Consider the following 26,345-nt stretch of genomic DNA (forward strand, 5'->3'; position numbering starts at 1 on the left):
GCCAGGAACGACGATGTGCAACACGCCACACGTCCACCCTCCCGTGTCGCGGTGCTCGCCTACACTCGGGCCACCGACCGCGGCCGACACAGCGGTGCACGTGACGGGGGTTGCGCCGTGGCATCGGCCTGTCGTGAACCGGGAGCTGAGGCGGGTAGATGACGGGCACTTTGGGTCGGCGGCCCTGGCGGCGCGCCTTCAACATCATCTTGAACTCGGGCGTCAGTGGACTGGACCCCGTGCGGTCGCGGTCCGTCATGGGCGCCAACCGGTTCTTCCTGATGAGCGCAGCCGTGTGTCTTCCGTGGGTGGTCGCGATCGCCGTGGCGCACCCGCCCGCCACCCTCGTGCCCGCTCTTACACACCTGGCGATGGTGTGCGGCTGGATCGTGTGCGTGGACCTCAATCGACGCCGCCACTACATTGCCGCCTCCATCACGGGTCTCGTGCTGCCGATTGTCCAGTTCGGGTACCTGTCGTGGCTGTTCTCTACCGAGGCAGGGTTCTCCCTGCCGCTGCTGACCGTCGGCGCGCTCGCGTTCGTGCTCTTCCCTCCGCGCCAGTGGCGGGTCGCGGCCGCGATCACGGCCGTCGCCGCGCTCGTGCTGGTGCGCATGTACCTCGCAGCGGACTTCGAGGTGCCGGAGGTCGCGGTGAGCGACAACTGGCTGACGGGGGCCTCGGTTGGCAACGTGCTCGTGGTCGTGATGATCGTCTCCGTGCTGGCGCTGTTCAACAACCACTATTTCGTGCGCGAGAGGCGGCGCAACGACGAGCTCCTCGCCGAGGCACACGTAGCGGCTCGCACGGATGCGCTGACCGAGGTCTACAACCGTCGCGGCATCGGGCCGTTCCTCTCGGACGCGGTGCGCTCAGGGGAGTACGCGCTCGCTCTCCTGGACCTCGATCGCTTCAAGCGCATCAACGATCGCCTGGGGCACGGCGCCGGCGACGTCGTGCTGTCGAACGTCGCGAGGACCTTGGTGGATGCGGTGGGCTCTCGCGGCACCGTGGCGAGGTGGGGCGGCGAGGAGTTCCTCGTGGTGCTGCCTCACATGTCCCTCGGCGCTGCGGTGGGAGTGATCGAGGATGCTCGGCGGGCGATGGCGGACGAGTACGGGGCGGACGCATTCCTCGAGCCCGTCACGATCTCTGCGGGCGTGGCCCATGCGGGCCGCCACGCCGGCAAGGAGGAGACCTTGCGCCTCGCCGACGCGAAGCTGTACGAGGCCAAGGAGTCCGGGCGCAATCGGGTGCTCGGTGCGAGCGTCGCGGTGACGGCGCGGGACTGAGGCCTCGCGTTCGTGCCGTCCCCTGGAGCTAGCCGATCACGCGAAGTAGGCTAAGGCCTCTGCGCTCGTACCAGGCGATCGCCGGCGGAGCGAGTCGCAGACGATCGGGAGGACATCCATGGGTGGGGACCGTGAGCGCAGGGCACGGGGCCGGCATCTGAGCGATGCGGTGGAGCGGCTGCTCGACCGCCGCGTCGGGCGGCTCACCGGTGAACCCGGCCGCTCGGTGTCGACGACGCACGGCATCGCCCTGCTCGCTCTGCTGCTGACGCTGTCCTATGCCGCGTTCTTCATCACCTATGACCTGTCGACCTTCGCGCCGCTCATCGTCTTCAACCTCGCCATGGGCGTCATCTACGTGCTGTGCATCCTGCTGGCGAGGCTCGGGCGCCAGCTCGGTGCGGCGCTGCTCACGCTGGGCGCCGCCGTCGTGCAGCTCCTGGTGGCCTCGGCGTACGTGGGCTGGGACGCCGGCCTGCACCTGTTCATGCTGCTCGGCGCGCAGCTGGTGTTCATGGTGTTCACCGAGGCGCAGCGGGTGCTGCGGTGGGTCTGGGCCTTCGTCGCGCTCTTCGGGTTCCTTGCATGCCAGTTCCTGCTGCCGGCGTCGAGCGCGATCGTGCAGATGCCGCCCGTTCTGCTCAACGCCTTGTTCTCGGTCAATGCTCTGCTCACCTCGAGCATCCTGTTCATCTTGGCGGCGCTCAGCCACTTCCGGGCCGAGCGCGCACGCCGGCGCGCAGCCGAGCTGGCCGCGCGTGCCGAGTACCTCGCGAACACCGACGTGCTCACGGGCCTGGCGAACCGCCGGCCCGTGATGGAGCGCCTCGAGCGGCTGTCGGTAGAGGGAGGAGAGCCGTACTGCCTCGCGATCGCGGATCTGGATCACTTCAAGGACATTAACGACAGGTACGGACACGCATGCGGGGATCGCGTCCTCGCCGATATCGGGTCCCGTCTCAGCGCGAGCGTGCGCGTCACCGACTCGGTGGGACGATGGGGCGGTGAGGAGTTCGTGTTCGTGATCACCGATGCGGAACTGCCCGACGCGCTGGTGTCGATGGAGCGGGTGCGCGCGGCCATCGGCGGCGTCTCCGTCGCATGCATGGGCCATGAGCACTCGATCACCGTGTCGATCGGCCTCACCGAAGGGGAGTACGACGGCAGCCCGCACCACGCCATCCGGAGGGCGGACGAGGCCCTCTATGCCTCCAAGGCAGGTGGCCGCGACCGGGTCAGCGTGATCGAGGCCGGTTCGCCCACGGCCGCTGACGCCGCGCTCGTGCACGCCGAGACTCGCGAGCCTTCGTAACGGTGGTGCGCAGGATTCGTTGGGCTCGCGTGGTCCCCGTGGCGGCGTTCGCGATGGCAGCCATCGTGGTCTGCGGCGTCCTCGGGTGGTGGCAGTGGGGCCGAGCCTCGGAGCAGGGGGAGGTGCGCCAGCCCGACCCTGCGGTGGCGATCGCGGAGGTCGCCGCCCCGGCCACGACTCCCGGTTCCGAGCAGGGCCGAGCGGTCTGGGCTGACGGACAGTTCGCCGCCGACGATGCGGCCCTGATCCCGAACCGCGAGATCGACGGCGTTCCCGCCGTGATCGTGGTGCGGCCTTTCACCGTCGCGGCGGACGCGACGGGGTCAGGGGAGCCCGCTACTCTGCCGGTGGTCGTGGGCTGGTTGTCGCCCGACGAGGTCGCCGACTTCGATTCGCGTGCGCCCGCTGACAGGCGCGTTGCCGGATACCTGCGCTCGGGTGAAGGTGCTGCGCCCGCGCCGGATCCGGACGAGGCCGCTCCCGAGGGGGCGTTCTGGGCCGACCGGTTGTCACCCGCCATTTTCGCTCAAGCCTGGGAGGCGCCGCTGTACGGCACCCTGCTGAACGCCGATGCGCCCGAGCAGGGGCTGCGTGCGCTGCCGGCTCCCGAGGTTGAGCGTTCGGTGGACTTCCGGTCCCTGGCCTACGCGCTCGAGTGGTGGCTGTTCGGGGCCTTCTTCGCGTTCATCGCGGCGCGGTGGATACGGGACAATGGCTTCCGTGCGCGCGAGGCCCTCGACTCGGCCAGCGCGGCGGACGAGCCCCACGGAGGACACACGTGACCGATCCCGCAACTGAGCCCAGGGCGACCCAGGCGACCGTGACGGAGGTGACGCCCGGCGTCCTTCTTCGCTACCGGGTGATGGCCTTCATCACCGGAACCCTGCTCATCATCGTCTTCCTCGCCATGCTGCGATACATCCCCGCGCTCGCGACTCCCGAGTCTTGGGACCCTTACTTCTCCGCGCTCGCCCAGGTGCACGGTTTCATCTACATCGTCTACCTGGTGACCGTGTGGCAGCTGTGGTCGCGGGCGCGTTGGGACTACGGCCGCCTCGCGACCCTGTTCTTGGGCGGCGTGGTCCCGCTGCTGTCCTTCTTCATCGAGAGCCGGGTCACCCGCGAGGTGCGCGCCGGACAGGAGGTCTGACCCATGCCCGACACCCAGCATCGGCCCGTCCTCGTCGTCGACTTCGGTGCGCAGTATGCGCAACTCATCGCGCGCCGAGTGCGCGAGGCCGACGTCTACTCCGAGGTCGTTCCCCACTCCATGAGCGCCGCCGACATGCTCGCGAAGGACCCACGGGCCGTGATCCTGTCGGGCGGGCCCGCATCGGTGTACGCCGAGGGCGCCCCACGCATCGACCCCGCGCTGTTCGAGGCCGGCGTGCCGGTGATGGGCATCTGCTACGGCTTCCAGGAGATGGCTCGCGCGTTGGGCGGGACGGTCGCCAAGACGGGTCTGCGGGAGTACGGGCGCACGCAGGCCTCGGTCTCGGTCGCGGGCACGGCGCTCGCGGGTAGCCCCGAGTCCCAAGAGGTGTGGATGAGCCACGGCGACTCGGTGCAGGAAGCCCCGGCGGGATTCACGGTGCTCGCCACGACGGAGGGTGCACCCGTGGCCGCCTTCGAGAATCTCGAGCGGCGCATGTGCGGCATGCAGTGGCACCCCGAGGTTAAGCACTCCCCGCTCGGCCAGCGCGCCATCGAGAACTTCCTGTTCAACGTCGCGGGCCTGCGCGCCGACTGGACCAGCGGACACGTGATCGACGAGCAGGTCGAGCTGATCCGCGCTCAGGTGGGCGACAAGCGCGTCATCTGTGCGCTGTCGGGGGGCGTGGACTCCGCAGTTGCCGCCGCGATCGTTCAACGTGCCGTCGGTGACCAGCTCACCTGCATCCACGTCGACCACGGCCTCATGCGCGCAGGCGAGGTCGAGCAGATCGAGAAGGACTTCGTGGCGTCGACCGGAGTGCGGCTGATCATTCGCGACGAGAAGGAGCGATTCCTCACCGCCCTGGCGGGCGTCTCCGATCCGGAGACCAAGCGCAAGATCATCGGCCGGGAGTTCATCCGAGTGTTCGAGGACGCCGCACGCCAGGTGGTCGAGGAGGCTGGCGCGCACGGCGAGCAGGTTGAGTTCCTGGTTCAGGGCACGCTCTACCCCGACGTGGTCGAGTCGGGCGGCGGCGAGGGCGCGGCGAACATCAAGAGCCACCACAACGTAGGTGGGCTTCCTGACGACCTGCAGTTTTCGCTGATCGAGCCGCTGCGCACCTTGTTCAAGGACGAGGTGCGCGCCGTGGGCCGCGAGCTCGGCCTGCCCGAGGACATCGTGGGCCGCCAGCCCTTCCCCGGTCCCGGCCTGGGGATCCGGATCATCGGCGAGGTCACGTGGGACCGCCTCGAGATCCTGCGTCGCGCGGACGCGATCGCGCGCGAGGAGCTCACCAAGGCCGGGCTTGATCAGGACATCTGGCAGTGCCCCGTTGTGCTGCTCGCCGATGTGCGCTCCGTGGGCGTCCAGGGCGACGGCCGCACGTACGGGCATCCCGTGGTCCTGCGCCCGGTCTCGTCCGAGGACGCGATGACAGCCGACTGGACTCGCGTGCCCTACGAGACGCTCGCGCACATCTCGAACCGCATCACCAACGACGTGGCGGAGATCAACCGCGTGGTGCTGGACGTGACGTCCAAGCCGCCGGGCACCATCGAGTGGGAGTAGGTCCGCGCCCCAGCGCCCACTCTGTCTGAGCGCCCTCGTGGGTGCTGAGTGTCGGATCCGGACGGTCCGCGGCTCCTAGCGGGCGCTGAGTGTCGCGTTCACGCGCGCGGGGGCTCGCCGTCCGTGGGGAGCTCGGCAGTCGTGTCGACCTCCGTGTCCGCAGCGTCACCTTGGCTCTCGCTGTCGTCGCGGTCCGCCTTGTCATCCGGGCGCGACGCATCCCCGTGCCATTCCGCGGCACGGACCTCGGACGAGGGAGCGGGATCGACCCGTTCCTCGACCGTCGGGGCGGTCGCACGGGAGATCTCGCGCTTGCGGCCGATGCCGGACACGGCCGCTGACAGCAGCAGCCAACCTCCGATGGCCGCGAGCACGATGATGGCCGCGAGCTCAAGGTCGATGTCGTACCCGGAGTACGACGCGATCAACATCACTCCCACTCCGGCCACGAGCAGCCCCCACAGGGCGCTGGAGATGCGCTGGCCCGCGCGCCGGCGGGGATCGGCGATGGTCATCATGACTGCTCCTCCTGGATGAAGACGGCGGCACCTGCGCCGGTGGGCTCGATCGTGACCACCGGGTCTCCCGGGTTGGTCGCTGACAGCCAGTCGCCGGTGACGTCCGAGAACGCGTACTGAAGGTCGCACACGAGGTCGCGCTCCTCCCACACCAGGTACACGTCGTCCGTCTGCGAGACCTCGACGCTGGTTCCTGACGGGACGGTGATCCTGGTCGCGCCCTCACCTATCTCGAGGGTCTCGTCCTCCATGACATCGTTCAGGCGGATGCTGGTCTGGCCGTTGTCACTCCACCACTGCGGATCACTGGCCCCGCCGGGATCGTCGGACGACGACAGGGCCCAGCACCCGGAGGGGATCGATACCTGGGTGTAGTCGCTTGCGAAGGGTTCGGTCAGGTCCGCGCTCGGCTCGACTGGGACGGCCTCCTCGGTCGGCTCCGCAGTGGATTCACTGATCGCCATCTCGACCTCCCACCATCCCCACGGCTCGTCATAGGCGGAGCGGATCTCCGCAGCGTTCGCCGCGAGCGGGACGCCCGCCACCACGGCGACGACGGAGAGGAACCCTAGGAAGCCGAGCTTGCGTCCCGTGAGCGCGACGACGATCAGCACGGCGCCGAGGCCCACGGTCACGACGGCGCCCCACGCGAGCACCGGGTTGACGGCGAGCCGGTCCGCTCTGTCGACGCCGATGACGACGGCCGCGGAGACCAGCAGCACCCCCAGGAAGGCGAGGTAGCCGCCCTTGCCCGGTCCCGGTACGCGGGGGCGGGGAGGGCTGTACGGCGCGTGTGGCACCGGGGGCACGGGCGGAGCAGGCGGGACCGGCGGCACCCGCTCTGCCGTGGGGAATGAGGCAGTGGCGGGACCGCCCGCAAGGCGCGGGTCACCCGGCGTGAGGGCGGGCTCCCATGGCTGCGGAGAGTAGGTGGAGGCATCTCCGGCGGCCGATGCGCGGGCTCGCTCGGCAGACGGCGTACCGGTCCCGCCGTCCTCGGCGGGCGTGGGAGCTGGGGGCGGAGTCGTTGCTGCGCCGGCGGCGCCTGCTGTGCCGGCCGCGACCCCCGCATCGGCCGCGCCTGCTGCGCCCGAGCCGGCGGGCGCATCGGGCATGGCGGCCCAGCCCTGCGTGCCGCCGGAGGGCGGGTCGCTCTTGGAGCGCTTGACGAGCCACACGATGAGCACGATGACCCCGGAGAGCACGAGCAGCGGGATGGTGATGGCGAGCAGCACCACGAGCACCCGTGCGAACCCAGGCACGTCGCCGTTGCCGAGAACGTTGTCCCAGATCCACGGGTCGGCGCCCCCGCCGAACGGGCCGATCAGCGGTCCGCTACTGAGCGAGCCGAAGCCGAACAGCGTCAGCACCGCGATGCCCAGCAGTGCGCCCACATTGGTGACGCCCCTGCCGAAGTTCTGGATGATGATGTTGCCGCGCCGGTCGGGCAGCAATCCCCATGCCGCTGCATAGGCGAGCATGACGAACCCCGACATCAGGAACCATGCCAGCACCACGATCAGACGTGCGGGAACGGCTGCCATCCCCACGCGGGCGCCGAGACCCTCGACGACTCCGCCCACCACACCGTTCTGGCCGCGGGTGAGGCCCCACTGGCGGATCGCGGTGAAGAACGCTGCCTCCTTCTGAGGCTGCGGCTGCTCGGTCATGTCTCTCCTCGTGTGGTCGTGACGTCGTGGACGTCGCTGCTGGTTCCAGTCTTCTCTTCGAGCTGCCGCGGCGCTATGAGGTACCCCCCTGACTGTGCCCCTGATCCTCGTGAGGGAGCGACCCTGAGATGCGCGTCAGCCGGGGCCGCGCGAGGGCACTTTGTGTGACGATGACTCCATGACGACCCAGGCGCACCGCCCGGTGGCCGCGCCACTCGCGCGCCACCAGGGCGTGCCGACCGCATGGAAGGTGCTGGGAGGCCTCGCGCTGCTCACCGTGGCGGCCGTGCTGGCGGCGGGGCGGTGGGGCACCGAGGACCTCCCCACGTGGGCGGTGCCGCTCGTGGTCTACCTCGCGGGACTCGGAGTGGTGTGGAGCCCTCTCGACGGGGTGTTCGGACAGGATGCTCGCCGGCTCGACGTCGCGGGGATCTTCCGCCGCGACGCGTGGCTGCGGCTGCTCGTGGGGTTGCTGCTGGGCATCGGCGCGATGTGGTGGTTCGCCATGTGGGACTTCACCGACAACGGCGTGGTGAGGGCGATCGTGACGCCGCTCGTCATCGCGGCGGGCGGGGCGTTGCTGCTGGCACCATGGTGGCTGCGGCTCATCCGGCAGGTCGGGATCGAGCGCGACGAGCGCATCCGCGAGCACGAGCGCGCTGAGATCGCCGCGCACCTGCACGATTCGGTGCTCCAGACGCTCACGCTGATCCGCGCCCGGGCGAGCGACCCCGACTCCGTCTCTCGGCTCGCGCGTGCGCAGGAACGGGATCTGCGCGCGTACCTGTACCAGGACCGCCCCAGCGTCGAGGAGTCTGTGGCGAGCGCGATCAAGGACGCCGTAGCTCAGGTCGAGGACGCTCACGGCGTCGCTATCGATACGGTGTGCGTGGGCGATGCGCCCACCGACGAGTGGCTGGGGGCCGCAGTGCAGGCAGCACGAGAGGCCATCACCAACGCCGCGCGTCACGGCCTGGAGCCCATCAGTGTCTACGCGGAGCTCACCGCCGACTCCTATGAGGTGTTCGTGCGCGATTCGGGGCCGGGGTTCGATCCCGGTGCCGTCCCGGAGGACAGACTGGGCATCCGCCAGTCGATCGTGGGCAGGGTGGCCCGCCACGGAGGCGGGGCCGAGGTGCGCAGCACGCCCGGCGGCAAGACAGAGGTGATGATCGTGATGCCAAGAGGAGATTCCCGATGAGCGTGACAGTGGTGATCGTGGACGACCATGACGTGATCCGTGTGGGGGTGCGTGAGTCTCTGGACCACGACATCCAGGTGGTGGGCGAGGCCCACGACGTGGACTCGGCCGTCGCGGAGGTCCTCGACGCACGACCCCAGGTGGTGATCCTCGACGTGCACCTGCCAGGTGGCCAGGGCGGCGGCGCGCTCGACGTGCTCGCGGATCTCAAGGGCCGCATCGACGGCACCCGGGTGCTGGCGCTGTCCGTGTCCGACTCTGCCGAGGACGTGGTGTCCGTCATCCGCGCCGGCGCGCGCGGCTACGTCACCAAGTCCATCTCCGGCCCGGACCTGTCCGACGCAGTCAGGCGCGTCGCGTCGGGCGACGCGGTGTTCTCACCTCGCCTTGCGGGGTTCGTGCTCGATGCCTTCGGCGCGGCGGGCGGCGAGGTGGCTCATGCAGATGAGGACCTCGACAAGCTCACCGCGCGCGAGCAGGAGGTGATGAGGCTGATCGCCCGCGGCTACACGTACCGCGAGGTGGGGGAGAAGCTGTTCATCTCGATCAAGACCGTCGAGACGCACGTGGGCAAGGTGCTCCACAAGCTGCAGCTGACCAACCGCCACGAACTCGCCCATTGGGCCGCCCAACGCCGCATCGTCTAAGGGCCTGCTGGGGTTCGGGCGTCGGGCCTGCTATGCTGGTGTCACTTGCAGGACCATCCCCGGTCCTCCTGCGTCGCAGATGGCTTCTCCTTCTCGCCGCAGCCGGTCCCACTTGTGGACACGGCAGCGTGGCTCGTAGAAAATCTCTTCGGCGAACGGACGCGCGACCCCGCGCGATTCGCCACCAACGCTGGTGCCGTGACTTTCACGGACCCGTCGCGCTGTCGCGCGGCAAGCACTGGCGCACTGCCCGAAAGGCACCCGCTTTGTCTGACACCACCTTCGCCACTCTTGGCGTGCCCACCAAAATCACGAATCTCCTCGACGCGGAGGGCAAGAAGAACGCCTTCCCCATCCAGGTCGACACCCTGCCCGACACTCTGTCGGGGCGCGACGTCCTGGGCCGCGGCCGCACCGGCTCCGGCAAGACCCTCGCCTTCGCGATCCCCATGGCTGCGCGCCTGGGAGAGAAGGGCGGACGGGCCCAGCCCAACCGGCCGCGTGGCCTTGTCCTCGCCCCGACTCGTGAGCTCGCGACGCAGATCGAAGCGGTCATCGCTCCGCTCGCGGCCGCATACGGCCTCACCACCACCACGATCTTCGGCGGCGTCAAGCAGCACCGCCAGGAGGTCGCGCTGCGCCGCGGCGCCGACATCGTGGTGGCCTGCCCCGGCCGCCTTGAGGACCTCATGAAGCAGGGTCATGTCAAGCTCGACTCGGTCGACATCACCGTTCTCGACGAGGCCGACCACATGGCGGACCTGGGCTTCCTGCCCGGTGTCACCCGCATCATGACGTCCACGCCCAGCAAGGGTCAGCGCATGCTGTTCTCTGCGACGCTCGACAACGGCGTGGACAAGCTCGTGCGCCGGTTCCTTTCCAACCCGGTCACCCACTCGGTGGACTCGGCCGAGTCGCCCGTCGCGGCCATGACCCACCACGTCTTCCACGTCGCCTCGGCCGATGCGAAGCGGGACGTCGTGCACGCACTCGCCTCCGGCACCGGCCGTCGCATCCTCTTCATGCGCACCAAGCACCACGCCAAGCGACTGGCCAAGCAGTTGTCCGATGCGGGTATTCCGGCGGTCGACCTGCACGGCAACCTGTCGCAGGCCAAGCGCGACAAGAACCTCGCGCACTTCTCCGAGGGCACGCACCGCGTGCTCGTTGCCACGGATGTCGCCGCCCGCGGCGTGCACGTGGACGGGGTCGAGCTCGTGGTGCACGTGGACCCGCCCACCGAGCACAAGGCATACCTGCACCGCTCGGGCCGCACCGCTCGGGCCGGCAGCGACGGCGACGTCGTCACCGTCGTGCTTCCGGAGCAGCGCCGCGACTCGCAGCAGCTCATGCGCCGTGCCAAGATCACCGCAGAGCCGCAGTCCGTCTCCGCGACGACCGATGCCGTGGTGAAGCTCGTGGGTGAGGTCGCCCCGTTCGTGAAGCCCACGGCGACGCCCATCCGCCAGCCTCAGGGCGCCCGCAGCCAGGGCACCCGCAGCCAAGGCGGACGCAGCCAGGGCGGACGCACCAGCGCGCCTGGCGGTGCCGCGCGCCGCTCCGGTGGCGGCGGTGGCGGCGGTCGCTCGCGCCGGTCCGGAACCCAGCGCGCGGGGTACAGCGCCTAGGTCAATCCACTGCGAGGCCGCATGTCGGGCATAGCCCGACATGCGGCTTTCGTCTGTGTTGTGTAGAAAGAGAACCATGAGCCTGCCCAAGGTGCAGCGCAGCGTCGCGCGACGGGTGCGGGATTCCCTCCCGCCAGTCGAGACCGCTGCCAGCGCGCGTCAGACCTACGGCGCGATGATGGAGCATCAGGTGGCACCCACGCTGCGCGAATGGGGCCTCGAGGGCGGCGACGGTCGCTTCGACTATCCCAGCCGCGTGTGGCACTTGCGACTGGCCTTCGTGCCCGCCGCTTGGAACACCGTCGGCCGATACCAGTTCGACGTCAACGTGGTGGCGGTGAGCCGGGTCCAGTGGGAGCAGTGGCGCGCGAGCGAGCCCGCCCTGCCCGATCAGCCCGACGCCGGCATGTACTACGCGCACGACTTCGTCCACGGCGGCGGGCTCATGGCTCGGCTGGGTGAGCTCCAGCGCGATGGACTCGATCGCCGATGGACGGTGCGTGCTGCAGTCGACCCGACCCCGGTCGCGGCCGAGCTCCTTGCCAGCATGAAGCGGCACGTGCTGCCGCAGTTCGCGGGCCGGGCCGAAGCGCGTCCGCTCACCGCCTGACCCCGCATCGGCCGCTCGCAGGGGAAGTACTTCACCTCTTGAAAACGATGCGGTTCGAAAGTAGTGTCTGCCCCACAGGAGCGCCCGACGGCGCACCCCGGGGGACGCAGGCCCAACATGGCGATGGCGAGACGGATGACGGCGAGCGCGAGCACGCGACACGACGAGTCCCAGTTACGGCTGCGCGCGCTGGCGTTCTGGGTCGGCCATCACCAAGCGACCGAGCCGGCCCCCCGCATCGGCCCCTCGCCCGAGCAGGACCGCGCGGCGCGCGACGCGATGCGGTCCCGCCGCATCGGCGAGCTCGTGCTCATGGTGCCGGAGCTCAAGCGCCTCGCCTGCGACCCTCGCGCCCCGGTGCGGGCGACGGCGGCGCGGTGCTTCGCGATCCTCGCGACGGCCGGCCGCGCACCGGCCGATCGAGAGGTGTGGCGGCTGCTGCTGGGGCTGGCGAAGTACGACGACGACGCGGACGTGAGGAGCGCGGCGGATACCGCCTTGGTGGCGCTCGAGCGTCACGGCGCGGTCGCCGCCCCCTGCCGGGGCTAACCCGGGCCTGCCCCGTCAGTCGGCGAGTGGCTCATAGAAGTCGCCGATCGCCGGGTCGGACTCCAGCGGTTCCTCCGAGGTCCACAGCGTGATCTCATACAGCCGGGGGGTCGAGGCGTCGACGTCTGTTCCGGCCTCCATCTCCGCGATCAACCCGTTGAGCGTCAGGCTGGTGCTCAGCACCACCACGCCGCCGTCGTTGTCCCACTGGGCCTGGCAGCCCACCGCGCTGACGTCGACATCCGAACTGCTCATGCACTCTGGCGCGCCGGAGGGCTCCGCGCCTGCGTGGTCCGAGAAGTCGTCGACCATGGCGGCGAAGCGGTCGTCGAGGCCCGTGCTCTCCTCGAAAGTCCAGCACACATCGGGCGACTCCTCCTCGCCGGCGCCCCACTCGTCCAGCAGGTCCCCGCACTCCACCTTGGTGACGTCCGACTGTGGTGGCGCCCATCCGTCAGTGTCGATGATGGGGGCCGATGAGCAGCCGACCAGCACCAACAGGAGCGCGGCCGTGCCGACGAATCGCATGACGGCACGATAGCGGTCGCGGGTGTCTTGCGCCCGGCCTCGCCAGTCGGTGCCACGCCCTAGACTCGTCGGGTCATGGATGCGCTCTTCGATATTGCCGACCGTTCTCACTCCCCCCTCGTGGAGGGGCTGAATCCTGCCCAGGCGGAGGCGGTGCTGCACGAAGGCGGCGCGCTGCTGATCTTCGCCGGCGCCGGCTCCGGCAAGACGCGCGTGCTGACGCACCGCATCGCCTACCTGCTCGAGGCCGGGCGCGCTCGCCCTCACGAGATCCTCGCGATCACGTTCACGAACAAGGCGGCGGGCGAGATGCGCGAGCGCGTCGCTGCGCTCGTGGGACCAGAGGCCCGCGGCATGTGGGTCGCGACCTTCCACAGCGCGTGTGTGCGGATCCTGCGTGCCGACTACGAGGCGGCTGGTCTCAAGTCCTCGTTCTCCATCTACGACTCCGCCGATTCCCAGAACCTCATGAAGCTCGTCATGAAGGAGCAGGACATCGACCCCAAGAAGTTCACAGCAAAGGCGCTGCTGAACCGCATCGGGACGTTCAAGGACGAGCTGATCGACCCGGCCACCGCGCTGGCCGCGACCGAGATGGCGAGCAAGTTCAGCATCGAGCACGCCGCGGGCCGCGCGTACGGCGAGTACCAGCGCCGCCTGGAGGCCGCGAACGCCGTCGACTTCGACGACATCATCGTCAAGACCGTGTACCTGCTGCAGCGCCACCCGGACATCGCGCAGCGCTACCGGGAGCGGTTCCGCCATGTGCTCGTCGACGAGTATCAGGACACCAACCACGCGCAGTACGTGCTGGTGCGCGAGCTCGTGGGCCGCGAGGACGACGGCGGAGTACCTCCCGGCGAGCTCACCGTGGTGGGTGACGCAGACCAGTCGATCTACGCCTTCCGAGGCGCGACGATCCGCAACATCCTGGAGTTCGAGAAGGACTACCCGAACGCGCACATCGTGCGACTCGAGCAGAACTATCGCTCGACGCAGAACATCCTCACCGCCGCCAACGCGGTGATCTCCAACAACCAGGGCCGGCCCCCCAAGAATCTGTGGACCGACGCCGGCGCGGGCGCGCGCATCCGCGCCTTCGCGGGGGACACCGAGCAGGAGGAGGCGAAGTACATCGCCGACGAGATCGCCCGGCTGATTCGCGAAGATGCCGTGGCGCCTGCCGATGTCGCGATCATGTACCGCGCCAACGCTCAGTCCCGTGCGATCGAGGGGCGCTTGGCCGCTGCCGACGTCCCGTACAAGATCGTGGGCGGCACCCGGTTCTACGACCGCAAGGAGGTCAAGGACGCCCTTGCGTACCTCTCCGCGGTCGTGAACGAGGACGACGACGTCGCGATGCGGCGCGCCATCAACACCCCCAAGCGTGGCATCGGCGACACCGCCGTCGAGGCCATCGACCGCCTGCGGCGCGAGCGCACCACGGCCGATGTGCCCGTCAGTTTTGGCGCTGCGCTGCGGTGGGCGGACGAGGCGGGTCTGCAGGCGCGGGCGGTGCGCGCGATCGGCAGCTTCGTGTCGCTCATGGACGACCTGCGCGCGCTCGCGGCGGACAACGGACCGGCTGGCGTCCTGGATGCGATCGCGGATCGCTCGGGGATGATCTCGGCGTATCGCGCATCGGAAGACCCTCAGGACGCGTCCCGCATCGAGAACATCATGGAGCTCGTGTCAGTGGGACGTGAGTTCTCGGAGGAGAACCCCGAGGGCACGCTTCCCGAGTTCCTCGAGAAGGTCGCGCTGGTGGCGGACGCGGACCAACTCCCGGACGTTGATGGCAGCGGGGGAGTGGTGACGCTGATGACGCTCCACACCGCCAAGGGACTCGAGTTCCCGGTGGTGTTCATCACTGGCATGGAGGACGGCACGTTCCCACACATGCGCTCGATCGAGTCCGGGTTGCCGAAGGACATGGAGGAGGAGCGCCGCCTGGCCTATGTGGGCCTCACTCGCGCCCGCGAGCGGCTGTATCTGACTCGCGCCGAGGTGCGCTCGAGCTGGGGCGCGCCGCAGTACTTCGGAGTGTCCCGCTTCGCGGACGAGATTCCCGCCGAGCTGATCGAGTGGTCGCGCTCCGAGCAGTCGATGGCGTCGCTGCGCGCGCGGACCGAGCGGCGCGGCTCCGGCGGGTGGTCGTCGATGGGCTATGGCGCATCGCAGGATCGCGAGGACGGCAACGCGTACTCGCGTGCAGGTGCCGTGCAGACACGCAGCATCCCGCCGAGCCCGCCCGGCGGCGCCTCCGACGTGGGCTTCGAGGTCGGCGACCGCGTCATCAGCGACAAGTTCGGCATGGGCAAGGTGGTGGGCACCGAGGGCAGCGGACGCAACGCGGTGGCGAAGGTCGACTTTGGCTCCGAGGGCGTGAAACGCCTGGTGCTGCGCTTCAACAAGCTCGACAAGCTCTAGCGGGCCGCCCGACGCAGGCACTACGGTTCCCTCACACGGGCGAGGGGGAATCATGAGGCGTTGGTGGTTGCTGGGCGGCGCGATCGCGCTAGTGGCGCTGATCGCGGCGCTGACGGTTCCTCTCCGATCCGATGGATCCGTCACCGCGGATGCCACCGAGGTCGCCTCCCAAGAGGGCGCCTGCGGCCAGCTCACATCACACGGCCGGTTGGAGGTGGATCGCACGGTTCCGCTGATCGACCTCGGCCTGCTCGTCCGTGTCAATGCTGCGCTGGTCAACCCCGGACTCGACAGCGGTGCCACCGATGGGTGCGAGGACGTCGACTATGTGGCCGGTGGTGTGGTGCTGTCCCACCCGCGGTGCGACAACGCGAACGAGATGTCTGAGAGCGAACGGACAATGTTCGAGCGCGCACGTGCCCGGTCGGGTGCGAGCCTTGTGCGGGTCTGCGACGGGGCCGCGATCGCCATGATGGTGCGGACTCTCGAAGGGGATCCCCTCGAGACGGGCACGTACTGGGGCCCCAGCGAGGAGCTCGGAGGACGCCTCGTCATGAACCCTGGGAAGTGGTGCCTGGACACCGAGTACTGGCTCGAGGTCCACGCGACCGATGGGGTCGAGGTCTTCGCCGAGGGCTTCAACCCCGAGCCGGTGGGAGCCGCTTGGTGCGTGGACTTGGACGCCGCCTGACGGGCGTCGCCAGTGTCGCTACGCTGACCGTGATGCCCCAACGGATGGAGAAGTCAGTGGAAGCCAAGACCTCGAAGGTGTCCATCGTCGGCGCGGGTGCGGTGGGCGCGACGCTCGCGTATGCCGGCCTGATGCGCGGATTCGCCCGGACCGTCGCCCTGTACGACATCAACAAGGCCAAGGTCGAGGCGGAAGCGCTGGACCTCGCGCAGGGCATTCAGTTCATGCCCGAGGCCACAGTGCTCGGCTCGGACGACGTCGGCGTGGTCGAGGGTTCCGACGTGGTGGTCGTCACGGCCGGTGCCAAGCAGCAGCCCGGACAGTCCCGCATGGACCTCGCGGGGGCGACGATCTCGCTCATGGACAAGGTGCTGCCTCCGCTCATGCGGGTGGCGCCCGACGCGATCTACATCCTCGTCACCAACCCTGTCGACGTCGTGACTCTCGCGGCGATCAAGAAGACGGGCATGGACCCTGCGCGCATGTTCGGCTCGGGAACGGCCCTGGACACGTCACGCCTGCGTCACCAGGTGGCGCAGGCATGCCACGTCGCGGTGGGCAACGTGCACGCCTACATCGCGGGTGAGCACGGCGATTCCGAGGTGGCGCTGTGGTCCTCCGCGACCGTCGGGGGCCAACCCCTCGGGCAGTGGCGCGACCGTGCCGGGAACATCGTCATGACCCCGGAGAGGCGCGAGCAGATCCATCACGATGTGATGCGCTCGGCCTACACGATCATCGAGGGCAAGGGTGCGACCAACTACGCCATAGGGGTCGCTGGGGCCCGCATCGTCGAGGCGGTGCTCGGTGACCAGCGCCGGATCATGCCGGTGTCGACCCTCATCGACTACCCGGGTGTGGGCGAGGTGTGCATGTCGCTCCCCGCGGTCATCGGCCGTCACGGCATCGAGCACCATGCCGACACCCCCATGGACGAATCGGAGCGGGTGGCGCTGGAGGCCTCGGCGCGCTCGATTCGCGACACCGCGGAGCGGTTCGGCGCGATCTGACACGCGCTAGGGCGCGCGGGAGGTGTGGACCACGACGGGCGTGCCCACGCCCACGCCCTCGGCGCGGGCGATCTCGGTGATGGTGTCGTTCGTGAGCCTCACGCACCCGTTGGAGACGGCCTGTCCCAGCAGGCCGGGCTCGTTGGTGCCATGCACCGCGATCTGCGGTGGCCCGCCATCGAACTCTTCGAGGGTCTCCGACCATCCGTTGAGCCCCAGCGCGTACGCGCCGTAGACACCGGTGGGGTTGGCGGTGAAATCGAGCGCATCGGTGACCCAGAAGACGCCGAGCGGAGTCGGCGAGGCGTCCTGACCGATCACCGCCTCGGCGATCACTGATGACTCACCGGCGACCGTGAGCTCGACCTCGCGCTCCGCCAGGTAGACGTCGATGCGTGCATCGCTAGAGGTGACCGACGCATCGGCCGCTCGTACCCAGGCCGTGCGATGGTTCGGTGTGCCGGGCAACTCGACCTGGATCCACTCCTCGCCGGCGACGACCTCGCGGTCGAAGCCGAGCAGGGTGGTCGGGGATCCGAGCGGCGTCCACGGACCCAGCTCGTCGGACGGGGTGGCGGCGCCTGCGGCGTCGTACAGCGCGATGCCCTCGGAGGGCGCCGTGACCACGATCTCGCCCGGTGTGACCTCGGTGCCGGCAGACGGGCTGGGCGTCGGGGTGGCCGACTCAGCGGCGGCTGAGCTTGCCGGGGACGATGCCGGAGGGCCCGAGGCCTGTGGGTCGCCTCCGCCGCTGAGTGCATACGTGGCGGCGACACCGGCGACGACGAGCGACCCGACGGCGGCGGCCCACTGCCAGCGGCGGGCGCGGCGCGAAGGACCGGTGCCGATGTGGCGCGGGCTGGCAGCCGGTTGCGGCGGTGCGGAGTCGGGAGCGGGCACGGACACCAGGGTAGGGGCCGCGGCCGCGCCCGTCGCCGCGCCGTTGTCGGCATCCAAGGCCCGCGGCGGGCACCATGGGGCCATGGCCCTCATCCGCAGTTACTTCGCGCTCACGTGGCGGGCTCGCACGTGGCGAGAGATCACGTACCTGCTGCTGGGCCTGCCCGTGGCGATCGTGTGGTTCACCTACACCGTCACCATGTACCTGGCCAGCGTCGCGCTTGCGGTCATCTGGATCGGCGTGGCGATCGCCGCCGTGGTGCAGTGGACGCTGCGACCCATCGGCGACTTCGAAAGGGCGACTGCGAACTCCCTGCTCGGTGCGGACATCGCCGAGCCGCCGCCGCGCCTGTACCGCTTGCGGGAGCCCGGCAAGGCGCCCACCCTGACCGGCGCTGGGAACTGGGGCTTCGCGCTGCTTCACGATTCACAGGGGTGGCGCACTCTCGCGTGGCTCATGATGCGCATCGTGCTCGGTCCCGTCGGATTCGTCCTCGCACTTTCTGCGATCGTGGTGCCCGCTACCCTCGTGGCCGCGTGGCTGACCGCCGCCGCGTACTCGCTCGGCATGGTGGCCGGTCCGGGCTCCGAGGACCCCTCGGGACGCGCCGTGGTCGACACGGCGGCCTTCTGGCTGCTGGCCGGGACCCCCGTGGTGGCGCTTGCGGTCCCGATGTTCGCCTGGGCGTCACATCACTACGCGAGCCTCGTCGCCGTGCTGGCCCGGGCGGTGCTCGGCCCCAGCCTGAGCGAGCGCATGGCCGCGGCCACCGAACGAGCCGAGCTCGCCGAGACCCAGGTGCGGGTCGACCAGGAGCTCCACGACAGCATCGGCCACATGATCACCATGAACATTGTGCAGGCGGGAGCGGGAGCACACGTCTTCGAGACCGATCCCGTCTTCGCACGGCAGGCGCTGCGCAACATCGAGGAGCGGGGCCGCGCGGCGATGGGCGAGTTGGACCGGATCATCGCTGCGATCAGCGGGAACCAGGCCGAGTCGCGCGCGCCGGTGCCGACTCTGGAAGACGTGCCGAGACTCGTCGAGCAGGCTCGCGGAGCCGGACTGACCGTGGACCTGCGCCTGGACGCCCAGCCCGTGTCGGCAGCGCTGTCCCGTGCCGCGTACGCGATCGTGCGCGAGGGGGTCACGAACGCGGCCAAGCACGCGCCCGGAGCGGCCATCCACCTTCACGTGGCGACCCTGCCGGATGCTCTGGCAGTGTCGGTGCGCAACGGGCCCGGAGCGGCGGGTGCGGCACCGCTCGCGGCGCTGCGACCGCCGAGCTCCGCGATGGGACGCGGGATCGCGGGCATCCGCGACCGGGCAGCTCTCGTGGGTGGCGCTAGCCTGATCGGCCCCTCCGAGGACGGCGGCTACGAGGTGATGGTGCTGCTGCCGCTCGGGATAGCGCTCGCCGCGCCTGAGGACGCCGTGGACGGCAGCGAGGCGTGCTGCCGGTGGTCGAGGGTGCGTGCCAGGGTGGGCGCATGAAGATCCTGATCGTCGACGACGACCCGCTCGTGCGCATGGGCCTGGGGGCCGTGCTCAGGTCCGAGCCCGGTTGGGAGGTCGTGGGCGAGGCGGCGAACGGATCGGAGGCTGTCGATGAGGTGCGGCGCGCTGCCCCAGACGTGGTGCTGATGGACGTGCGCATGCCCGGCATGGACGGTCTCGAGGCCACCCGGCTCATCGTGGAGTCTGGAGCGTCCGCCAAGGTACTGGTGCTCACGACGTTCGACGTCGACGACTACGTCTTCGAGGCCATGAGGGCGGGTGCTGCGGGATTCGTGCTCAAGCGAGTCCCCCCTGCAGAGCTGATCGAGGCAGTGCGCGTGGTGGCGGCGGGGGAGTCATTGGTCTTTCCCTCCTCGACCCGCGCGCTGATCGAGAAGTTCGCCCACTCGGCGGACGGCGAGCTGCCGGAGCTGTCAGACCGCGAGCAGGACGTGCTGCGGGAGCTGGCCCGAGGCCTGTCGAACTCCGAGATCGCCGCGCGGCTGTTCGTCTCGGCGGAGACAGTGAAGTCCCATGTCGCCGCGATCCTCACCAAACTGGGCGTGCGGGATCGCACTCAAGCAGTGATCGCGGCCTACGAGGCAGGCTTCGTGCGCCGCGGAGACGCCTACGGCGGGGAGTGACTCGCGGGGAGTGACTCGCGGAGAGTGACCCGCGGGGAGTGACCCCGGGTGGGACGTCGGCGGGAAGGTCGCGTGTCCGCTGTCAGCCCGTGAACGTGGCCTGAAGAGCCAGCGCGACCGGATCGACGATGAGACCGTTGGCCTCGCCGTCCTCGTCGAGCTCGCCACCGTCGGTGAGGGTGTAGGTCACGGTGGTGCCGTCGTCGCTCAAGGCCGCGCCGTTGACCTCGCTCCATGCGCCGTCCGTGGACTTCAGCAGAGTCGTGAATGGCCGCGGCGCGGTGAGCGTGACGGTCACTGAGTCGCCGGGCTCGGGCACTGCGACCGTGAATCCGGCGGCACCGTAAGGCAGGGCGGTGTCGGGCGGCGGCGGGACGTCCAGGTCACCCGTGGGGATCGCCACGATGTCGGTGACCGCGAGGGCGGGGCCCGCCGTCCCGTGAAGAGTTCCCCCATCGGTGGGGATCTGGAATTCGATGAGCGACGCTGGGGTCGACGCGTCGGTCTCGAGCTCCACGGCCCCGATGTCCTTGGCCGCGCCCTGCGGCCGGGTCACGCCGCGCTGGTCGACCAACGCGGCGGTGACGCCGGCCGGCACCGCGTCCACCACCGGGCTGTCGGCCGCAGGCAATACCGTCGGCGTCGGCCCACCGTTGTCTAGGGCCTCACCCAGCTCGAGGACGAGCCCCTCGCCGACGTCGCCCTGGCCGGACCAGCCTGCGGTGCAGGTCCCGTCCTGATCGAAGTTGGCGGCCGTGTCGAGCTCGCCGGCGATGTCGCAGGCAGGCACTTCGCCGGCGGGCACCCACAGGCTGGCCGTCAGCGTGGTGCTCGCGGCGTCGCGCACGCCCAGATGGGTGGCGTCTCCCGCGGAACTGTTGGCGACGAACGTCGCGTGGGTCACGCCGACGGTGCCCGCTCCGTCGACAGCCACGGCGGGCGCGGCGGCATCCGAAGCGTTATTGACGATTGTCGAGTTGGCGACGGAGACGTCCTGACCGTCGGCCATCACCGCGATCGCCCCCGGCCCCTCCTCGGAGGTGTTGTCCATGAAGGTGGAGCCGGTGACCTCAGTGGCGCCCTCGAACCAGACGGCGCCGCCGGCGGAGACGGCCGCGTTGCCGGCCAGCAGGCTGTCGGTGATCGTCAGCGACGTCCCGTCGTTATCGGCACCCACGCTGAAGGCGATCGCGCCGCCGATTCCCTCGCTGGCGTTGCCGGTGAACTCGCTGGTGGAGATCGTCACCTTGCCGTCGACCGCCAGAGCGCCGCCCTCGATGTAGCCCTCGGACGCGCTCAGCGTCGTCGCGACGTTGTCGCGGAACGTGGAGTCGGAGATCACTGCGGACGTCCCGAAGGATGCGACCGCGCCGCCGGTCTCCGCGACGTTGTCGGAGAACGACGAGTCGGATACGTCGGTATTGCCGAAGGAGAAAATCGCGGCGCCGGCCACCGCCTCGTTCCCGGTGAAGACCGAGCCGGAGGCAGTGATGGTCGGCGGTCCCTGCGGGTCGTCCTGGCCCGGACCAGGAGACACGAGTACGGGCCAGTTGCTCACGGCACCCCCCAGCGCACCCGAGTTGTCTTGGAACAGGGAGTCCGAGATGACGATGTCCCCGAGCGCGGCGACGGCCGCGCCGGCCGGGAACCCGCCCTGGCCGCCCGGCGTGGCGAGTAAGCCGTTGCCCACCACGTCGACGTCGACGAGGTGCAGCGTCCCGTAGGACGTGTGGGCGATCGTGCCTGCGCCGGAGAAGTCGGTGATCGTGAGGTTGCGCACGGTGATGTCGGGGTCGGTTCCTGACGGCGCGGGGATGACCTCGTCGAGCGGTGCGTCCTGAAGCACCGGGCCGGAGACGCCCGTGCTTACCTCGAGGAACGTGGCCGCTCCATCGGGCGCATCGCCGCTGTCCCGACCAGGTCCGGTGATGGTGATGCCCTCGCCCTCACCTTCGACAGTGAGCGGCTGGCTGCCGACGTACCGGTTCAGCGCGGTCACCGGCACGGTGAAGCTGTCGGTAAGTGTGATGGTCTGCGTGCCCTCGATCGCCTGGGACGCGCAGCCCAGCTCCGCTTCGTAGTCCGCGGCGTCGGCCGCGAGGCCGTCGCAGTCGACGGCGGCCAATGCGGGGGAGACGACGAGCGCTGCGACGAGCAGCCCGAGCCCCGCCACGGATAGCACTGGGGTCGCGCGGTGCGACATCGGGAATCGGGTCATCGGCATGGGCCCTCACCTTGAATGATGTGTCGTACCTCGTACGGCGGGAACGCTACCAGAACGCGTCACGTCCGACGAGGGTCGTTTTCGGGCTCCGTCGCCGGCCTCACCAGGCGGGAGACGTTACGGGCTGGACACACGCGGCCGTTAGGCTGGGCACCACCGAACCACCGCGCGCGTTGTGCGCGCGCCCATCGCGAAAGCAAGGACGCACATGGACCTGTACGAGTACCAGGCGCGCGACATGTTCGAGAAGCACGGTGTGCCCGTGCTGCCCGGCATCGTCGCCGAGACCCCCGCGGAGGCCAAGGCCGCCGCCGAGAAGCTGGGCGGCGGCACCGTCGTCGTCAAGGCTCAGGTCAAGATCGGTGGCCGTGGCAAGGCTGGCGGCGTCAAGCTCGCCCACTCGCCCGACGAGGCCGAGGTGGCTGCCGAGTCGATTCTGGGGCTGGACATCAAGGGTCACACCGTTCACCGCGTGATGGTCGCGGCCGGGGCCAAGATCGCCGAGGAGTTCTACTTCTCCGTGCTGCTGGACCGCTCCGAGCGCCGCTACCTCGCGATGTGCTCCGTGGAGGGCGGCGTGGAGATCGAGGTCCTCGCGGTCGAGCGCCCCGAGGCACTCGCCCGGGTCGCAGTGGACCCGCTGGTCGGGATCGACGCCGCGAAGGCCCAGGAGATCGTGGACACCGCCGGCTTTCCTGAGAACCTCAAGGAGCCCGTCGCATCGGCGATCCAGAAGCTGTGGACCGTGTACGCCGAGGAGGACGCGACCCTCGTCGAGGTCAACCCGCTGGTGCTCACCGAGGACGGCGACATCGTCGCGCTCGACGGCAAGGTGACCCTCGACGAGAACGCGGGATTCCGCCACGAGGACCACGACGCCCTCGAGGACAAGGACGCAGCCGACCCGCTCGAGGCGAAGGCCAAGGCGCTGAACCTCAACTACGTGAAGCTCGACGGCTCGGTCGGGATCATCGGCAACGGTGCGGGCCTCGTGATGTCGACCCTCGACGTGGTCGCCTACGCGGGCCAGCAGCACGGCGGCGTCAAGCCCGCGAACTTCCTGGACATCGGCGGCGGCGCCTCGGCGGCCGTCATGGCGAATGGCCTCGACGTGATCCTGAACGACCCCCAGGTGAAGAGCGTCTTCGTCAACGTGTTCGGCGGCATCACCAGTTGCATCGAGGTCGCTAACGGCATCGTGGGCGCCCTCGACCAGCTGGGCGACACCGCCACCAAGCCACTCGTGGTGCGGCTCGACGGCAACTCGGTCGACGAGGGCCGCGAGATCCTCGCCGCTGCGAACCACCCGCTCGTGACCATCGCCCCCACCATGGACGGAGCCGCGGCCAAGGCCGCCGAGCTCGCCAACGCGTAAAGGACTGAGCATGTCGATCTTCATCAACTCTGACTCCAAGGTCATCGTCCAGGGCATGACCGGCTCCGAGGGTTCCAAGCACACGGCGCGCATGCTGGCTTCCGGCACGCAGATCGTCGGGGGTGTCAACCCGCGCAAGGCCGGCACCACAGTCGACTTCGAGATCGAGGGCGACTCGCGCTCGATCCCGGTGTTCGGCTCGGTGGCCGATGCGATCGCTGAGACGGGCGCGGACGTCACCGTCCTGTTTGTCCCGCCCGCGTTCACCAAGAGTGCGGTCGTCGAGGCAGTTGACGCCGGCATCCGTCTCGCCGTCATCATCACCGAGGGCGTGCCGGTCGCCGACACCGCCGAGTTCTTCGCCTATGCGCAGTCCAAGGGCACACAGCTCATTGGGCCCAACTGCCCCGGGCTCATCACTCCCGGCCAGTCCAACGTGGGCATCACCCCCTCCAACATCACCGGCTCCGGTCGCGTGGGACTCGTGTCGAAGTCCGGCACGCTGACCTATCAGATGATGTTCGAGTTGCGGGATCTGGGCTTCTCGACCTGCGTGGGAATCGGCGGCGACCCCATCGTCGGCACCACCCACATCGACTGCCTCGAAGCATTCGAGAACGACCCGGACACGGACGCGATCGTCATGATCGGCGAGATCGGCGGCGACGCGGAAGAGCGCGCGGCGGACTACATCAAGAGCCACGTCACCAAGCCGGTCGTGGGTTACGTCGCGGGCTTCGAGGCCCCCGAGGGCAAGACTATGGGCCACGCCGGCGCGATCGTCTCCGGCTCGGCCGGCACGGCGCAGGCCAAGAAGGAGGCCCTCGAGGCCGCGGGCGTGAAGGTAGGTAAGACGCCTACCGAGACCGCTGAGCTCATGAGGCAGATCCTGACGGCCTCGTAAGGCGTAAGGCTTGGCCGAACGGCCCGGGCGGCCATCCATGTGATGGCGGCCCGGGCCGTTGGCGTGTCCACGCCCGCGCGGAGTGTTGGCTTGCAGCGGCGTGCCCTGGAGGGACATGAGTGTCGCCAGACGCGGACTTCTTGCACTCATGTCCCTCCAGCGCGCGCGGGGAGGTCACGCAGCGCGCGCGGGGAGGTCACGCAGCGCGCGCGGGGAGGTCACGCAGCGCGCGCGGGGAGGTCACGCAGCGCACGCGGGAAGGTCACGCAGCGCGCCGTGCTCGCGGGATTCCGCGAGCCGGTCCGGGGTTTCGCCGTGGCGCCGGGCGACCATTGACACATGTCGACCCGTTCCCTCGCCACAGATCTGCGCGTCCTCGCGGGCCGCGCGGTGGCGGCAGTGCGCGCCGCACCCGCGTGGCTCGGGGGGATACTCACGGGCCTCCAGGGTCTGGCGTTGTCGTACCTCGCGCTGCTCGCCCCCAGCCTCGCGGTGGCGGCCTCCGCGCCCTCCGACGGCGTGGGCGGGGCCGAATGGAGCGGTGCGACCTCAGTGGCGACGGGTCTGTGGCTGCTCGGTCACGGGGTGCCCGTCCACGTGGGAGACGCGGTCGTGGGCCTGGTCCCGTTGGGGCTGACGCTCTTGTGCGGAGCGATCCTGGCGGCCCTCGCGCGCCGGTTCGCGGCACGTACGTGGGGAAGTTGGGCGCTCGCGGTCGCGACCTACGCCGCCGGGGTGGGGACCATCGCGTCCCTCGTCGACGGTTCGCAGCGCACCCACGTCGTGGGGGCGACGGTCGTGGCCGTCGTCGTCGCGGCGGTCGGCACCGCCGTGGGCATTTGGAGGGCTCACGGCGTGCAGCTGGCGTGGCTCGCACGGGTGCCCGTCTGGGCCCGGGCGGGTGCGCGGCGCGGGGCGGGGTCGGCTCTCGTGATGATCATGCTGGCTGCGGTGACCGGGGCGGTCTGGGGCGTCGCCGGCAGGCACGCGATCGGCGATGTCGCCACGAGCCTCGACCTTGACCTGGTGAGCGCGGTGGTGCTCGCGATCGCCCAACTCGCGTACGTGCCGACCATGATCGTGTGGATGGTGGCGTGGCTCGCGGGCCCGGGCTTCGCGGTGGGGCTCGACACCGCGTACTCCCCGAGCGTCATCAGCGTGGACGTGCTGCCCGCCTTCCCCGTGCTCGGGGCGCTGCCCTCCACGGCGGGCGGGTTGCTGGTGTGGGCGCCGGTGCTGCTGGCGCTCGCGGCACTGCTCGCGCGCCTGACGGTGCGACGGCCGGCGCTGTCGTGGCGACAGGATGCGGCGGCCGATGCGGTCGCGGCTGGCCTCGTGTGCGCGGCAGCCGCGGTCGCCTTCGCGGCGACGAGCGGCGCGGCCGGACCCGCGCGGCTCGAGACGGTGGGGCCCGACGTCGTCGTGGCGACCGCGGCCGTAGCCGCACTCACCATTGCGGGCCTGGTGACGGGGACGCTCGCGCTGCGCGTGCCCTCAGCGTTGCTGGAGCGGCGCGCCCGCGGGCGACAGCGGTCGCGCCGGGAGGCGACTACGGTCGCGTGATGCCCACGCGGTCGAACGCGTCCTGGACGGTCTGCTCGACGCCCTCCTCGTACTCCCGGTCGCATGCGCTCTCCGCAGCCTGAGTGAGGGCGCGCGCCATGCAGTCCTGGCGCTCCTGCACTGGCTCCCGGAACAGGACCAGCGTCAGTCCCATGAAGGCTGCGAAGCCGCACAGGACCACTCCCGAGCTCATCGCCCACCGGAAGGTGGTGATCTCAGACGTCGCCCGCGACCGGTAGAGCGCGCGGAGGCCGAAGAACGCGGCAGCGATGCTGGTGCCGATCACGCCGAAGGCGATCGGGATCGACATCATGTACAGCAGCACGGTTGCGGCGAGCAGCGCCATGAACACCCCACTGTCCCGCCGTGCCCCCGGGGGCAGGCGGCTCTCGCGGGTCTGGTCCTCGGCCACGGCGGTCCTCCTGA

At 69.9% G+C, this 26,345-nt stretch carries 24 protein-coding genes; 18 read left to right on the top strand and 6 right to left on the bottom strand.

Annotated features, from left to right (window positions below; all coding sequences use genetic code 11):
* Positions 1-158 precede the first annotated feature (158 nt).
* The 5 genes from ACNI3K_RS04545 to guaA all read left to right on the top strand — a co-directional run bounded on the left by ACNI3K_RS04545 (position 159) and on the right by guaA (position 5,329).
* A complete protein-coding gene (locus tag ACNI3K_RS04545) occupies positions 159-1,292 on the top strand; it encodes a GGDEF domain-containing protein (protein ID WP_419390658.1) in 1,134 nt (377 codons plus the stop codon).
* Between the two features lie 118 nt (positions 1,293-1,410).
* Positions 1,411-2,604: a GGDEF domain-containing protein gene (locus ACNI3K_RS04550; protein WP_419390659.1), complete on the top strand. Its 1,194-nt coding sequence runs from the start codon at positions 1,411-1,413 to the stop codon at positions 2,602-2,604.
* A 2-nt stretch (positions 2,605-2,606) separates the two neighbouring features.
* On the top strand, positions 2,607-3,386 hold the full coding sequence (locus ACNI3K_RS04555) for an SURF1 family protein (RefSeq protein ID WP_419390660.1): 780 nt from the start codon (positions 2,607-2,609) through the stop codon (positions 3,384-3,386).
* On the top strand, positions 3,383-3,754 hold the full coding sequence (locus tag ACNI3K_RS04560) for a DUF3817 domain-containing protein (RefSeq protein ID WP_419390661.1): 372 nt from the start codon (positions 3,383-3,385) through the stop codon (positions 3,752-3,754). The genes ACNI3K_RS04555 and ACNI3K_RS04560 overlap by 4 nt, the downstream gene beginning before the upstream one ends.
* 3 nt (positions 3,755-3,757) lie before the next feature.
* Complete coding sequence (gene guaA / locus ACNI3K_RS04565; protein WP_419390662.1) at positions 3,758-5,329, top strand: glutamine-hydrolyzing GMP synthase; 1,572 nt, start codon at positions 3,758-3,760, stop codon at positions 5,327-5,329.
* 98 nt (positions 5,330-5,427) lie between these two features.
* Here guaA and ACNI3K_RS04570 read toward each other — a convergent pair whose 3' ends face one another.
* Positions 5,428-5,847: an ABC transporter permease family protein gene (locus tag ACNI3K_RS04570; RefSeq protein WP_419390663.1), complete on the bottom strand. Its 420-nt coding sequence runs from the start codon at positions 5,845-5,847 to the stop codon at positions 5,428-5,430.
* Complete coding sequence (locus tag ACNI3K_RS04575) at positions 5,844-7,517, bottom strand: PspC domain-containing protein (protein WP_419390664.1); 1,674 nt, start codon at positions 7,515-7,517, stop codon at positions 5,844-5,846. The genes ACNI3K_RS04570 and ACNI3K_RS04575 overlap by 4 nt, the downstream gene beginning before the upstream one ends.
* Before the next feature lie 178 nt (positions 7,518-7,695).
* Here ACNI3K_RS04575 and ACNI3K_RS04580 point away from each other — a divergent pair, with 178 nt between their 5' ends.
* From ACNI3K_RS04580 to ACNI3K_RS04600, 5 genes are all read left to right on the top strand, one after another.
* A complete protein-coding gene (locus ACNI3K_RS04580; RefSeq protein WP_419390665.1) occupies positions 7,696-8,718 on the top strand; it encodes a sensor histidine kinase in 1,023 nt (340 codons plus the stop codon).
* Positions 8,715-9,365: a response regulator gene (locus ACNI3K_RS04585; protein WP_419390666.1), complete on the top strand. Its 651-nt coding sequence runs from the start codon at positions 8,715-8,717 to the stop codon at positions 9,363-9,365. The genes ACNI3K_RS04580 and ACNI3K_RS04585 overlap by 4 nt, the downstream gene beginning before the upstream one ends.
* 266 nt (positions 9,366-9,631) lie before the next feature.
* The gene (locus ACNI3K_RS04590) at positions 9,632-10,993 is read left to right on the top strand and encodes a DEAD/DEAH box helicase (RefSeq protein ID WP_419390667.1); all 1,362 of its coding nucleotides are present in this window, start codon (positions 9,632-9,634) and stop codon (positions 10,991-10,993) included.
* Positions 10,994-11,069: 76 nt separating this feature from the next.
* Positions 11,070-11,603 carry a hypothetical protein gene (locus ACNI3K_RS04595; protein ID WP_419390668.1) on the top strand — a complete coding sequence of 178 codons (534 nt, stop codon included), beginning with the start codon at positions 11,070-11,072 and terminating at the stop codon, positions 11,601-11,603.
* A 135-nt stretch (positions 11,604-11,738) separates the two neighbouring features.
* Positions 11,739-12,152, top strand: a complete 414-nt coding sequence (locus ACNI3K_RS04600) for a hypothetical protein (protein WP_419390669.1) — start codon at positions 11,739-11,741, stop codon at positions 12,150-12,152.
* Between the two features lie 15 nt (positions 12,153-12,167).
* Here the strand turns inward: ACNI3K_RS04600 and ACNI3K_RS04605 are convergent, their stop codons facing one another.
* Positions 12,168-12,680: a hypothetical protein gene (locus tag ACNI3K_RS04605; RefSeq protein WP_419390670.1), complete on the bottom strand. Its 513-nt coding sequence runs from the start codon at positions 12,678-12,680 to the stop codon at positions 12,168-12,170.
* 75 nt (positions 12,681-12,755) lie between these two features.
* Here ACNI3K_RS04605 and ACNI3K_RS04610 point away from each other — a divergent pair, with 75 nt between their 5' ends.
* Genes ACNI3K_RS04610 through ACNI3K_RS04620 form a run of 3 tightly spaced genes read left to right on the top strand, consistent with a single transcriptional unit; the run spans position 12,756 to position 16,811 of the window.
* Positions 12,756-15,110 carry a UvrD-helicase domain-containing protein gene (locus tag ACNI3K_RS04610; RefSeq protein WP_419390671.1) on the top strand — a complete coding sequence of 785 codons (2,355 nt, stop codon included), beginning with the start codon at positions 12,756-12,758 and terminating at the stop codon, positions 15,108-15,110.
* Between the two features lie 52 nt (positions 15,111-15,162).
* Complete coding sequence (locus tag ACNI3K_RS04615; protein ID WP_419390672.1) at positions 15,163-15,801, top strand: hypothetical protein; 639 nt, start codon at positions 15,163-15,165, stop codon at positions 15,799-15,801.
* Between the two features lie 32 nt (positions 15,802-15,833).
* On the top strand, positions 15,834-16,811 hold the full coding sequence (locus ACNI3K_RS04620; RefSeq protein WP_419390673.1) for an L-lactate dehydrogenase: 978 nt from the start codon (positions 15,834-15,836) through the stop codon (positions 16,809-16,811).
* 6 nt (positions 16,812-16,817) lie between these two features.
* Here ACNI3K_RS04620 and ACNI3K_RS04625 read toward each other — a convergent pair whose 3' ends face one another.
* Entirely contained in the window at positions 16,818-17,795 is a 978-nt protein-coding gene (locus ACNI3K_RS04625) for a L,D-transpeptidase (protein ID WP_419390674.1), read from the bottom strand.
* Here ACNI3K_RS04625 and ACNI3K_RS04630 point away from each other — a divergent pair.
* Positions 17,794-19,206 (top strand): sensor histidine kinase, encoded by a 1,413-nt coding sequence (locus tag ACNI3K_RS04630; protein WP_419390675.1) that lies wholly within the window; start codon positions 17,794-17,796, stop codon positions 19,204-19,206. The genes ACNI3K_RS04625 and ACNI3K_RS04630 overlap by 2 nt on opposite strands.
* Positions 19,203-19,853 (top strand): response regulator transcription factor, encoded by a 651-nt coding sequence (locus ACNI3K_RS04635; RefSeq protein ID WP_419390676.1) that lies wholly within the window; start codon positions 19,203-19,205, stop codon positions 19,851-19,853. The genes ACNI3K_RS04630 and ACNI3K_RS04635 overlap by 4 nt, the downstream gene beginning before the upstream one ends.
* A gap of 82 nt (positions 19,854-19,935) precedes the next feature.
* Here ACNI3K_RS04635 and ACNI3K_RS04640 read toward each other — a convergent pair whose 3' ends face one another.
* Positions 19,936-22,077 carry a choice-of-anchor U domain-containing protein gene (locus ACNI3K_RS04640; protein ID WP_419390677.1) on the bottom strand — a complete coding sequence of 714 codons (2,142 nt, stop codon included), beginning with the start codon at positions 22,075-22,077 and terminating at the stop codon, positions 19,936-19,938.
* Positions 22,078-22,285: 208 nt separating this feature from the next.
* On the opposite strand from ACNI3K_RS04640, the gene sucC reads away from it, so the two are divergent.
* The 3 genes from sucC to ACNI3K_RS04655 all read left to right on the top strand — a co-directional run bounded on the left by sucC (position 22,286) and on the right by ACNI3K_RS04655 (position 25,919).
* Positions 22,286-23,452 (top strand): ADP-forming succinate--CoA ligase subunit beta, encoded by a 1,167-nt coding sequence (gene sucC, locus ACNI3K_RS04645; protein ID WP_419390678.1) that lies wholly within the window; start codon positions 22,286-22,288, stop codon positions 23,450-23,452.
* A 10-nt stretch (positions 23,453-23,462) separates the two neighbouring features.
* On the top strand, positions 23,463-24,356 hold the full coding sequence (gene sucD / locus ACNI3K_RS04650; RefSeq protein ID WP_419390679.1) for a succinate--CoA ligase subunit alpha: 894 nt from the start codon (positions 23,463-23,465) through the stop codon (positions 24,354-24,356).
* Positions 24,357-24,695: 339 nt separating this feature from the next.
* Positions 24,696-25,919 (top strand): cell division protein PerM, encoded by a 1,224-nt coding sequence (locus tag ACNI3K_RS04655; protein WP_419390680.1) that lies wholly within the window; start codon positions 24,696-24,698, stop codon positions 25,917-25,919.
* Here the strand turns inward: ACNI3K_RS04655 and ACNI3K_RS04660 are convergent.
* Positions 25,906-26,331, bottom strand: a complete 426-nt coding sequence (locus ACNI3K_RS04660; RefSeq protein WP_419390681.1) for a hypothetical protein — start codon at positions 26,329-26,331, stop codon at positions 25,906-25,908. The two genes, ACNI3K_RS04655 and ACNI3K_RS04660, sit on opposite strands and share 14 nt — an antisense overlap.
* Between the last annotated feature and the right edge of the window lie 14 nt (positions 26,332-26,345).

The sequence above is a fragment of the Demequina ureilytica genome (assembly GCF_048553575.1).
Taxonomy (GTDB): Bacteria; Actinomycetota; Actinomycetes; order Actinomycetales; family Demequinaceae; genus Demequina.

Bases quoted from the DNA above. Each gene is read 5' to 3' on its own strand.
- ACNI3K_RS04545 (WP_419390658.1), top strand. From the start codon at position 159: ATGACGGGCACTTTGGGTCGGCGGCCCTGGCGGCGCGCCTTCAACATC.
- ACNI3K_RS04550 (WP_419390659.1), top strand. From the start codon at position 1,411: ATGGGTGGGGACCGTGAGCGCAGGGCACGGGGCCGGCATCTGAGCGAT.
- guaA (WP_419390662.1), top strand. From the start codon at position 3,758: ATGCCCGACACCCAGCATCGGCCCGTCCTCGTCGTCGACTTCGGTGCG.
- ACNI3K_RS04570 (WP_419390663.1), bottom strand. From the start codon at position 5,847: ATGATGACCATCGCCGATCCCCGCCGGCGCGCGGGCCAGCGCATCTCC.
- ACNI3K_RS04575 (WP_419390664.1), bottom strand. From the start codon at position 7,517: ATGACCGAGCAGCCGCAGCCTCAGAAGGAGGCAGCGTTCTTCACCGCG.
- ACNI3K_RS04580 (WP_419390665.1), top strand. From the start codon at position 7,696: ATGACGACCCAGGCGCACCGCCCGGTGGCCGCGCCACTCGCGCGCCAC.
- ACNI3K_RS04585 (WP_419390666.1), top strand. From the start codon at position 8,715: ATGAGCGTGACAGTGGTGATCGTGGACGACCATGACGTGATCCGTGTG.
- ACNI3K_RS04595 (WP_419390668.1), top strand. From the start codon at position 11,070: ATGAGCCTGCCCAAGGTGCAGCGCAGCGTCGCGCGACGGGTGCGGGAT.
- ACNI3K_RS04600 (WP_419390669.1), top strand. From the start codon at position 11,739: ATGACGGCGAGCGCGAGCACGCGACACGACGAGTCCCAGTTACGGCTG.
- ACNI3K_RS04605 (WP_419390670.1), bottom strand. From the start codon at position 12,680: ATGCGATTCGTCGGCACGGCCGCGCTCCTGTTGGTGCTGGTCGGCTGC.
- ACNI3K_RS04610 (WP_419390671.1), top strand. From the start codon at position 12,756: ATGGATGCGCTCTTCGATATTGCCGACCGTTCTCACTCCCCCCTCGTG.
- ACNI3K_RS04615 (WP_419390672.1), top strand. From the start codon at position 15,163: ATGAGGCGTTGGTGGTTGCTGGGCGGCGCGATCGCGCTAGTGGCGCTG.
- ACNI3K_RS04620 (WP_419390673.1), top strand. From the start codon at position 15,834: ATGCCCCAACGGATGGAGAAGTCAGTGGAAGCCAAGACCTCGAAGGTG.
- ACNI3K_RS04630 (WP_419390675.1), top strand. From the start codon at position 17,794: ATGGCCCTCATCCGCAGTTACTTCGCGCTCACGTGGCGGGCTCGCACG.
- ACNI3K_RS04625 (WP_419390674.1), bottom strand. From the start codon at position 17,795: ATGGCCCCATGGTGCCCGCCGCGGGCCTTGGATGCCGACAACGGCGCG.
- ACNI3K_RS04635 (WP_419390676.1), top strand. From the start codon at position 19,203: ATGAAGATCCTGATCGTCGACGACGACCCGCTCGTGCGCATGGGCCTG.
- ACNI3K_RS04640 (WP_419390677.1), bottom strand. From the start codon at position 22,077: ATGCCGATGACCCGATTCCCGATGTCGCACCGCGCGACCCCAGTGCTA.
- sucC (WP_419390678.1), top strand. From the start codon at position 22,286: ATGGACCTGTACGAGTACCAGGCGCGCGACATGTTCGAGAAGCACGGT.
- sucD (WP_419390679.1), top strand. From the start codon at position 23,463: ATGTCGATCTTCATCAACTCTGACTCCAAGGTCATCGTCCAGGGCATG.
- ACNI3K_RS04655 (WP_419390680.1), top strand. From the start codon at position 24,696: ATGTCGACCCGTTCCCTCGCCACAGATCTGCGCGTCCTCGCGGGCCGC.